This window comes from Bacillus sp. N6 (assembly GCF_052805735.1).
In genome coordinates, this window is the sequence record NZ_CM127843.1 from 71,070 (window position 1) to 80,000 (window position 8,931).

Annotated in this window: 11 protein-coding genes; all 11 read left to right on the forward strand. The window is 37.7% G+C overall.

Features of this window, described 5'->3' with window-relative positions:
* The first annotated feature begins 162 nt into the window (after window positions 1-162).
* The 11 genes from ACUXVC_RS00375 (at window position 163) to dusB (ending at window position 8,830) form a co-directional block, all read left to right on the forward strand.
* On the forward strand, window positions 163-951 hold the full coding sequence (locus ACUXVC_RS00375) for a type III pantothenate kinase (protein WP_000578365.1): 789 nt from the start codon (window positions 163-165) through the stop codon (window positions 949-951).
* A gap of 6 nt (window positions 952-957) precedes the next feature.
* Window positions 958-1,836 carry a redox-regulated molecular chaperone HslO gene (gene hslO / locus ACUXVC_RS00380; protein ID WP_095689910.1) on the forward strand — a complete coding sequence of 293 codons (879 nt, stop codon included), beginning with the start codon at window positions 958-960 and terminating at the stop codon, window positions 1,834-1,836.
* A gap of 104 nt (window positions 1,837-1,940) precedes the next feature.
* Complete coding sequence (gene cysK, locus ACUXVC_RS00385; protein WP_001261712.1) at window positions 1,941-2,864, forward strand: cysteine synthase A; 924 nt, start codon at window positions 1,941-1,943, stop codon at window positions 2,862-2,864.
* Between the two features lie 222 nt (window positions 2,865-3,086).
* The gene (gene pabB, locus ACUXVC_RS00390; RefSeq protein ID WP_016513294.1) at window positions 3,087-4,484 is read left to right on the forward strand and encodes an aminodeoxychorismate synthase component I; all 1,398 of its coding nucleotides are present in this window, start codon (window positions 3,087-3,089) and stop codon (window positions 4,482-4,484) included.
* 5 nt (window positions 4,485-4,489) lie between these two features.
* On the forward strand, window positions 4,490-5,077 hold the full coding sequence (pabA, locus tag ACUXVC_RS00395) for an aminodeoxychorismate/anthranilate synthase component II (protein WP_000602297.1): 588 nt from the start codon (window positions 4,490-4,492) through the stop codon (window positions 5,075-5,077).
* A complete protein-coding gene (pabC, locus tag ACUXVC_RS00400) occupies window positions 5,071-5,943 on the forward strand; it encodes an aminodeoxychorismate lyase (protein WP_016513295.1) in 873 nt (290 codons plus the stop codon). Before pabA ends, pabC begins: the two co-directional genes overlap by 7 nt.
* Window positions 5,918-6,778: a dihydropteroate synthase gene (gene folP / locus ACUXVC_RS00405; protein ID WP_141240955.1), complete on the forward strand. Its 861-nt coding sequence runs from the start codon at window positions 5,918-5,920 to the stop codon at window positions 6,776-6,778. Before pabC ends, folP begins: the two co-directional genes overlap by 26 nt.
* Window positions 6,779-7,141, forward strand: a complete 363-nt coding sequence (gene folB, locus ACUXVC_RS00410; protein WP_000358070.1) for a dihydroneopterin aldolase — start codon at window positions 6,779-6,781, stop codon at window positions 7,139-7,141.
* On the forward strand, window positions 7,138-7,653 hold the full coding sequence (gene folK / locus ACUXVC_RS00415) for a 2-amino-4-hydroxy-6-hydroxymethyldihydropteridine diphosphokinase (protein ID WP_001059456.1): 516 nt from the start codon (window positions 7,138-7,140) through the stop codon (window positions 7,651-7,653). The genes folB and folK overlap by 4 nt, the downstream gene beginning before the upstream one ends.
* Window positions 7,605-7,808, forward strand: a complete 204-nt coding sequence (locus ACUXVC_RS00420; RefSeq protein ID WP_000387030.1) for a helix-turn-helix domain-containing protein — start codon at window positions 7,605-7,607, stop codon at window positions 7,806-7,808. The genes folK and ACUXVC_RS00420 overlap by 49 nt, the downstream gene beginning before the upstream one ends.
* Window positions 7,809-7,831: 23 nt before the next feature.
* Window positions 7,832-8,830, forward strand: coding sequence for a tRNA dihydrouridine synthase DusB (dusB, locus tag ACUXVC_RS00425; protein ID WP_144465875.1), 999 nt, complete (start codon window positions 7,832-7,834; stop codon window positions 8,828-8,830).
* The last annotated feature ends 101 nt before the right edge of the window (window positions 8,831-8,931 follow it).

The window sequence follows — 8,931 nt, forward strand, 5'->3', positions numbered from 1 at the left end:
TAATTTAAGTAAAACTAGTATTAAAAATTGAAATAGAGAGCAATCTTTTTGTAAAATGATGAGGATAGGAAAGCTGATTATATAAGTATGTGTGATATGATGTTTTTATAAGTTTTATACATACTACACAAATATAGATTAAATAAGATAAGTGGTGAGAATATGATTTTTGTATTGGATGTAGGGAACACAAATGCTGTACTAGGCGTGTTTGAAGAGGGGGAACTTCGTCAGCATTGGCGCATGGAAACAGATCGTCATAAGACAGAAGATGAATATGGAATGCTTGTAAAACAGTTACTTGATCATGAGGGTCTTTCGTTTGAAGATGTGAAAGGTATTATTGTGTCTTCAGTCGTACCACCAATTATGTTCGCTTTAGAACGTATGTGTGAAAAATATTTTAAAATTAAACCGCTTGTAGTAGGGCCTGGAATAAAAACGGGGCTAAATATTAAATATGAAAATCCACGTGAAGTAGGCGCAGATCGAATTGTAAATGCAGTAGCGGGAATCCAATTGTATGGAAGTCCACTTATTATTGTTGATTTTGGTACGGCTACTACATATTGTTATATTAATGAAGAAAAGCATTATATGGGTGGAGTTATTACGCCAGGAATTATGATTTCAGCAGAGGCTTTATATAGTAGGGCAGCAAAACTTCCTCGTATTGAAATTACAAAACCGAGCAGTGTTGTTGGGAAGAATACAGTAAGTGCGATGCAATCAGGTATTCTTTATGGTTATGTAGGACAAGTGGAAGGTATTGTTAAGCGTATGAAAGAAGAAGCTAAACAAGAACCGAAAGTTATTGCAACAGGTGGATTGGCGAAATTAATTTCAGAAGAATCGAATGTAATTGATATTGTAGATCCATTTTTAACGTTAAAAGGCTTGTATATGTTATATGAGCGTAATGCAAATTTACAGCATGAGAAAGGTGAATAAATAAGTATGAAAGATTATTTAGTAAAAGCGTTAGCGTTTGATGGAGAAGTACGTGCGTATAGTGTACGCACAACGAATACAGTAAGTGAGGCACAAAGACGTCATGATACATGGAGAACAGCTTCGGCGGCACTTGGTCGTTCTTTAACTGCAGGTACAATGATGGGTGCGATGTTAAAAGGTGATCAAAAGTTAACGATTAAGGTAGAAGGTAATGGTCCGATTGGCCCTATCTTAGTAGATGCTCATGCAAATGGGGATGTACGTGGCTACGTAACGAATCCACATGTTGATTTTGAAGGAACGGAACAAGGGAAATTACGTGTATATCAAGCGGTAGGTACAGAAGGGTTTGTAACAGTAATTAAAGATATTGGTATGCGTGAGCCGTTTATCGGTCAATCTCCAATCGTTTCGGGAGAACTAGGGGAAGATTTCACGTATTATTTCGCAGTTTCTGAGCAGACGCCTTCTTCTGTTGGTGTGGGTGTACTTGTAAATGGAGATGACAGCGTATTAGCGGCGGGTGGATTTATCCTTCAAATTATGCCGGGCGCACAGGAAGAAACAATTTCATTCATTGAAGATCGTTTGCAAAAAATCCCGCCTGTATCAACATTGATCGAACAAGGTCTTTCTCCAGAAGAGCTACTATATGCAGTCCTTGGAGAAGATAAAGTAAAAGTATTAGAAACAATGGATGTTCAATTTAATTGTACGTGCTCACGTGAACGTATTGAGAGTGTGTTAATTAGTTTAGGTAAAACAGAGTTAGAGCAAATTCGTGAAGAAGAAGAAGAAGAAACAGAAGTTCATTGTCATTTCTGTAATGAACGATACAAGTTCTCTAAAGAAGATATTACAAATTTAATTGAGAATTTGTAATAAGGGGATTAACCCTCCGAATAGATTGACAAACAGGGAATTTTCTGACAAAATCTAAATATAGATAAAACCAATAAAAATACTCGGTGTTAGGAGTGACAGGAATGCGAGTGGCACAATCAGTTTCAGAATTAATCGGGAAAACGCCGATCGTTAAGTTGAACCGCATCGTAGAATCAGACAGCGCAGATATATACTTAAAACTAGAATTTATGAATCCAGGGAGTAGCGTTAAAGATCGTATTGCACTAGCTATGATTGAAGATGCTGAAAAAAAGGGATTGTTAAAAGAGGGCGATACAATCATTGAGCCAACAAGTGGTAACACAGGGATTGGTTTAGCGATGGTAGCGGCTGCTAAAGGATATAATGCAATTTTAGTAATGCCAGAAACAATGAGTATTGAGCGTCGTAATTTATTACGTGCTTACGGTGCTGAATTAGTATTGACTCCAGGTCCTGAAGGGATGGGTGGAGCAATTCGTAAAGCGACTGAATTAGCGAAAGAGCATGGCTACTTTATACCACAACAGTTCAAAAACCAATCAAATCCAGAAATTCACCGTTTAACAACAGGTCCAGAAATTATTGAACAAATGGGCGACCAATTAGATGCGTTTATTGCAGGTATTGGTACAGGTGGAACGATTACTGGTGCTGGTGAAGTGCTGAAGGAAGCGTATAAAGATATTAAAATTTATGCAGTAGAACCTGCAGATTCACCAGTATTATCTGGTGGGAAACCAGGTCCACATAAAATCCAAGGAATTGGGGCGGGATTTGTTCCGGAGACGTTGGATGTAGAAGTATATGATGAAATTATTCAAGTGAAAACAGAGCAAGCATTTGAATATGCGAGAAGAGTGGCTAAAGAGGAAGGTATTTTAGTTGGTATCTCTTCAGGCGCAGTTATTTATGCAGCAACAGAAGTTGCGAAAAAGTTAGGTAAAGGGAAAAAGGTACTTGTTATTATCCCGAGTAACGGTGAACGTTATTTAAGTACACCACTTTATCAATTTGAATCATAATTAAATGCGATTGAAAAAGCATCCTTGAAAAAGGATGCTTTTTCTTTTTGGATTGGAAATAGGAAAAGAGTGAATGACTAGAAAACTTCATGTAAAATAAGAGGTAGTATAATTAAATTATTTTCACTAGCCTTCGAGTATAATCAATCTCTATATAAATAACTTATGTAGTTGGAGCTGGTTCATCTAAGAGGGTGGGATAAAAGAAGACGGGGTGTTGATATGCAACGAAGAAAATCTTTAGCGCTTTCTATTCCATATCAGTTAGATTTCTTTAAGCAATATAAATTTCTTTCTCAGGATAAGCCGCAACATATTTTGCTGGAAAGTGGACGTGGCGGTCGTTATAACATAGTGGGTTTAAACCCGGTAGCGGTAATCCAAGGGAAGGGTGAAAAGTTACATATAAGTGAAAGCGGTAAGGAAACAATAAAAAGAGGGAATCCATTAGATTTAATGCAAGAATATATGGAGAAATGGAAAACAGACTACAATCCAGAGTACCCGCCTTTTCAAGGTGGTGCAATTGGCTACTTTAGTTATGATTGTATCCGTTATATCGAAAAACTCCCTTCTCTTGCAGAGGATGATCTGAATATACCCGATATATACTTTTTATTATTTGACGATGTGTTTGTCTATGATCAAAAAGAAAAGCTATTGTGGATTATTACACATTATGTAGATAAGCATGCAGAAGCAGAAGAACGTTTAAATGAATGGAAGGATCTTTGGGTGGCAGAAGTGCCTGAAGTGACTATGCCGTTTGAACGTCCTAAAAAGAAAAATGAAGCGGTTGCCTTTACAGAAACAGGCTTTATGAAGGCAGTTGAATGTATTCAAGAATATATTGGGGCGGGTGATGTGTTCCAAGTAAACTTGTCGACGAGACAAGAAAGAACTTTACAAACGCATCCACTAGAAATTTATACAAGTCTTCGTGAAATTAATCCATCTCCATATATGGGTTACCTGGAGCTTGGGGATTTTCAAATTGTTAGTGGATCGCCAGAGTTGTTAATTAAGAAACAAGGAACTGAAGTAAGTACAAGACCAATTGCTGGAACGAGATCTAGAGGCGCGGATGAGCAAGAGGATGAAGAATTAGCAAGAGAATTAATTGAGAACGAAAAAGAAAGAGCAGAGCATGTAATGCTTGTGGATTTAGAAAGAAATGATTTAGGGCGTGTTTGTAAATATGGCACTGTAGAAGTAGATGAATTTATGGTAATTGAGAAATACTCACATGTTATGCATATTGTTTCTAATGTGCGTGGTGAGGTGGAAGAAGATAAAGATGCTTTTGATTTAGTGAAGGCTGTATTCCCTGGTGGAACAATTACTGGTGCCCCGAAAATACGTACAATGGAAATTATTGAGGAATTAGAACCTGTTCGCCGAGGGATTTATACAGGTTCAATCGGTTGGATTGGTTATTCTGGAGATACAGAATTGAATATTGTAATTAGAACACTTCTTGCTAAAGATGGAAAAGCTCATGTACAAGCGGGGGCGGGAATTGTAATTGATTCAAATCCGGAAAATGAATATAAAGAGTCGTTAAAAAAGGCGATTGCTTTATGGCGTGCAAAAGAACGTAGCGAAGAAACGGTTAGGTGAGAGAAATGATATTAATGATTGATAATTATGATTCTTTTACATTTAATTTAGTGCAGTTTCTTGGAGAACTTGGACAAGAGCTCGTTGTTAAACGTAACGATGAAGTGACGATTTCAGATATCGAGAATATGAAACCGGATTTTCTAATGATTTCTCCAGGTCCATGTAGTCCTAATGAAGCGGGGATTAGTATGGAAGTTATTAAATACTTCGCGGGGAAGATTCCGATTTTTGGAGTTTGTTTAGGGCATCAATCTATTGCACAAGTGTTTGGTGGAGAGGTTGTTCGTGCAGAGCGATTAATGCATGGGAAAACTTCGCTTATGCATCATGATGGAAAGACGATTTTTTCGGATATTCCTAATCCGTTTACTGCGACGCGCTATCATTCCCTTATTGTTAAGAAAGAGACGTTACCAGATTGCTTAGAGGTAACATCTTGGACGGAGGAAGGGGAAATTATGGCACTTCGTCATAAGACATTGCCGATAGAGGGTGTGCAATTCCATCCGGAATCTATTATGACTTCTCATGGGAAAGAGTTATTGCAGAATTTCATTCGTAAATACAGTCCAAGTGCGACATTATGTTAATTTACGTAAATGGTCAGTATGTAGAAGCAAGTGAAGCGAGAATTTCTCCTTATGATCATGGTTATTTATATGGTCTTGGAGTGTTTGAAACGTTTCGTATTTATAATGGTCATCCTTTCTTATTGGATGATCATTATGACCGTTTAATAGAGGCACTGGATACATTGCAAATTAAATGGACAATGACAAAAAATGATGTGATGCTTATTTTGAAAGATTTACTCGCTAAGAATGAATTGAAGCATGCATATGTACGTTTTAATGTATCGGCGGGTATAGATGAAATAGGATTACAAACGGAAATATACGAAGAGCCTTCGGTTATTGTTTTTATAAAACCTTTAACAGCTCCAGGAGATGTAGTAGAAAAAGAAGGTGTTATTTTAAAACAAGTGCGAAATACACCGGAAGGGACATTTCGCCTGAAGTCTCATCACTATTTAAATAATATTTTAGGTAAGCGTGAAATTGGAAATGTTGTGAGCAAGGAAGGTATTTTCCTTACTGAAGCAGGTTATGTTGCAGAGGGTATTGTTTCGAATCTATTTTTTGTGAAAGGTGATGTTTTATATACACCTTCGTTAGAGACAGGTATTTTAAATGGTATCACTCGTGCGTTTATTATAAAGAGTGCTGAAGAATTAAATATAGAAGTAAAGGAAGGTTTCTTTACAAAAGATGAGCTACTTTCAGCGGATGAAGTCTTCGTAACAAACTCCATTCAAGAAATTGTTCCGCTTTATCGTATAGAAGCGCAGGATTTCCCGGGTAAAGTAGGAGTGGTTACAAAAAGTTTAATGTACCTTTATGGAATGCAAAGAGAGAAATTATGGAGCAGAAATGAATTACGAAGAGGAGATGTGTAGTTTGAAGTGGGATTATGATTTACGCTGCGGCGAATATACATTGAATTTAAATGAAAAGACATTAATTATGGGGATTTTAAATGTAACACCAGATTCGTTTTCTGATGGTGGGAGTTACAACGAGGTAGATGCTGCGGTACGTCACGCAAAAGAAATGCAAGGTGAAGGTGCTCATATTATTGATATTGGTGGCGAATCTACTCGCCCAGGTTTTGCTAAAGTATCAGTAGAAGAAGAAATAAAGCGAGTCGTCCCGATGATTCAAGCAGTTTCAAAAGAAGTAAAATTACCTATATCTATCGATACATATAAAGCTGAAGTTGCAAAGCAAGCAATTGAGGCTGGTGCTCATATTATTAATGATATTTGGGGGGCGAAGGCGGAGCCGAAAATTGCTGAAGTCGCAGCCCATTATGATGTACCCATCATTTTAATGCATAACCGTGATAATATGAATTATCGTAATTTAATGGCGGATATGATGGCTGATTTGTATGACAGTATTAAAATTGCTAAAAATGCTGGTGTGCGAGATGAGAATATTATTTTAGATCCAGGTATCGGTTTTGCTAAAACACCGGAGCAGAACTTAGAGGCGATGCGTAATTTAGAACAGTTAAATGTGCTAGGTTATCCGGTTCTCTTAGGTACTTCGAGAAAGTCCTTTATTGGGCACGTATTAGATTTGCCAGTAGAGGAACGCCTTGAGGGAACGGGAGCTACTGTTTGTCTTGGTATTGAAAAGGGCTGTGAGTTTGTTCGTGTCCATGATGTGAAAGAAATGGCGCGTATGGCTAAAATGATGGATGCGATGATTGGTAAGGGGGTAAGGTAATTGGATAAAATTTATATCCATGATATGGAATTTTATGGTTATCATGGTGTGTTTCCAGAGGAGAATAGATTAGGTCAGAGATTTAAAGTTGACTTAACGGTGGAGTTGGATTTAAAGCGTGCAGGGGAAAGTGATGACTTAGAGCATTCGGTCAATTATGGAGAGCTTTTCGAATTATGTAGAAAAGTTGTTGAGGATAGAAAGTATAAGCTTGTGGAGAGTATCGCTGAAAATATTGCTGCAGATATATTAAAGCAATATAAAAGTATTTCACGGTGTACAATTAAGGTGATTAAACCAGATCCGCCGATACCGGGCCATTATCGCGCTGTAGCAGTAGAAATTACGAGAGAACGTCCATGAATAATATAGCGTACATTGCATTAGGGTCAAATATTGGAGAGCGTTATACGTATTTAACTGAAGCCATTCAGTTTTTAAATAAAAGTCCGTATATTCAAGTTGATGATGTTTCGTCAGTGTATGAAACTGATCCAGTTGGCTATACTGACCAAAGTTGTTTTTTAAATTTAGTTATAAAAATTTCTACCAATTTATCACCGCAAGAATTATTGAAAGTAACACAAAAAGTAGAAAATGACCTAGGAAGAAAAAGGGAAATTAGGTGGGGGCCGAGGACTATCGACCTTGACATTTTACTTTATAATCAAGAGAATATTGAAGCAGAGAATCTTATTGTTCCGCATCCGCGGATGTTCGAAAGAGCTTTTGTTATCGTTCCGTTGTTAGAGATTAATCAAGATATAAAACAAAACATTTCACGTTCACAAGTAGAAGAAATGAAAAGGCGAGAGGGAGTAACGGTATGGAAGCAGAAAAATGGGGAAGACGCATTCGTGCTTTTCGAAAGCTAAAAGGCTATACGCAAGAAGGTTTTGCTAAAGAATTAGGGGTATCAGTATCTGTTTTAGGTGAAGTTGAGAGAGGGAATCGATCGCCTTCTCAAGATTTTGTAGTAGAAGTTGCTAAGGCGTTAAATGTTTCGATAGATGAATTAATGCCAAAGTGACTGTGCAGGAAGGAGTAGGTTGATTGTTAAAGATTGCAAATATTGAGATGAAAAATCCGGTTGTATTAGCACCGATGGCGGGAGTGTGTAACTCTGCATTCCGTTTAACAGTTAAAGAATTTGGTGCAGGTTTAGTTTGTGCTGAAATGGTAAGTGATAAGGCAATATTACTGAATAACAAAAGAACATTAGATATGTTATATATTGATGAGAGAGAAAAACCATTAAGTTTACAAATTTTCGGTGGAGAGAAAGAAACGCTTGTAGATGCTGCGAAATACGTAGATAAATATACGACAGCAGACATTATTGATATTAATATGGGTTGCCCAGTACCGAAAATCGTTAAATGTGATGCGGGGGCAAGGTGGCTTCTAAATCCAAATAAAATATACGAAATGGTAGCAGCGGTTGTAGATGCTGTTGAAAAGCCGGTTACGGTTAAAATGCGTATTGGTTGGGATGAAGAACATATTTTCGCAATAGAAAATGCTAGAGCTGTTGAGCGTGCTGGCGGACAAGCTGTGGCGGTTCACGGACGTACGCGAGTGCAAATGTATGAAGGGAAAGCAGATTGGGATATCATTAAACAAGTAAAGCAAGCTGTGAATATCCCGGTTATCGGAAATGGTGATGTCGAAACACCGCAAGATGCGAAGCGTATGCTTGATGAGATTGGTGTAGATGGTGTTATGATTGGTCGTGCAGCTCTTGGTGATCCATGGATGATTTATCGTACGGTAAAGTATTTAGAGACAGGTGAATTAATGCCGGAACCAACAGTCCGTGAGAAAATTGATGTATGTATGTTGCATCTAGATCGTCTTATCGATTTAAAGAACGAAAATGTTGCTGTAAGAGAGATGAGAAAGCATGCGGCTTGGTATTTAAAAGGTGTTCGTGGTAATGCGAGTGTGCGTAATGGTATCAATACTTGCAACACGCGTGAAGACCTTGCGAATGTATTAGGTGCATTTGTAGAAGAAGTAGAGGCGAAACAACAAACAATTTACGTTGGTTAATAAGGAGGACGGAGAAGATTGACATTCTTCTACACACTTCCTATAATTACGTGAAAGAAAGAAGAACTGCCAGTTAGTTGCTGGCAGTTTTTCTAGTTGAG

Bases quoted from the DNA above. Each gene is read 5' to 3' on its own strand.
- ACUXVC_RS00420 (WP_000387030.1), top strand. From the start codon at position 7,605: ATGGAAGCAGAAAAATGGGGAAGACGCATTCGTGCTTTTCGAAAGCTA.
- pabB (WP_016513294.1), top strand. From the start codon at position 3,087: ATGCAACGAAGAAAATCTTTAGCGCTTTCTATTCCATATCAGTTAGAT.
- pabA (WP_000602297.1), top strand. From the start codon at position 4,490: ATGATATTAATGATTGATAATTATGATTCTTTTACATTTAATTTAGTG.
- folK (WP_001059456.1), top strand. From the start codon at position 7,138: ATGAATAATATAGCGTACATTGCATTAGGGTCAAATATTGGAGAGCGT.
- folP (WP_141240955.1), top strand. From the start codon at position 5,918: ATGAATTACGAAGAGGAGATGTGTAGTTTGAAGTGGGATTATGATTTA.
- hslO (WP_095689910.1), top strand. From the start codon at position 958: ATGAAAGATTATTTAGTAAAAGCGTTAGCGTTTGATGGAGAAGTACGT.
- ACUXVC_RS00375 (WP_000578365.1), top strand. From the start codon at position 163: ATGATTTTTGTATTGGATGTAGGGAACACAAATGCTGTACTAGGCGTG.
- pabC (WP_016513295.1), top strand. From the start codon at position 5,071: ATGTTAATTTACGTAAATGGTCAGTATGTAGAAGCAAGTGAAGCGAGA.
- cysK (WP_001261712.1), top strand. From the start codon at position 1,941: ATGCGAGTGGCACAATCAGTTTCAGAATTAATCGGGAAAACGCCGATC.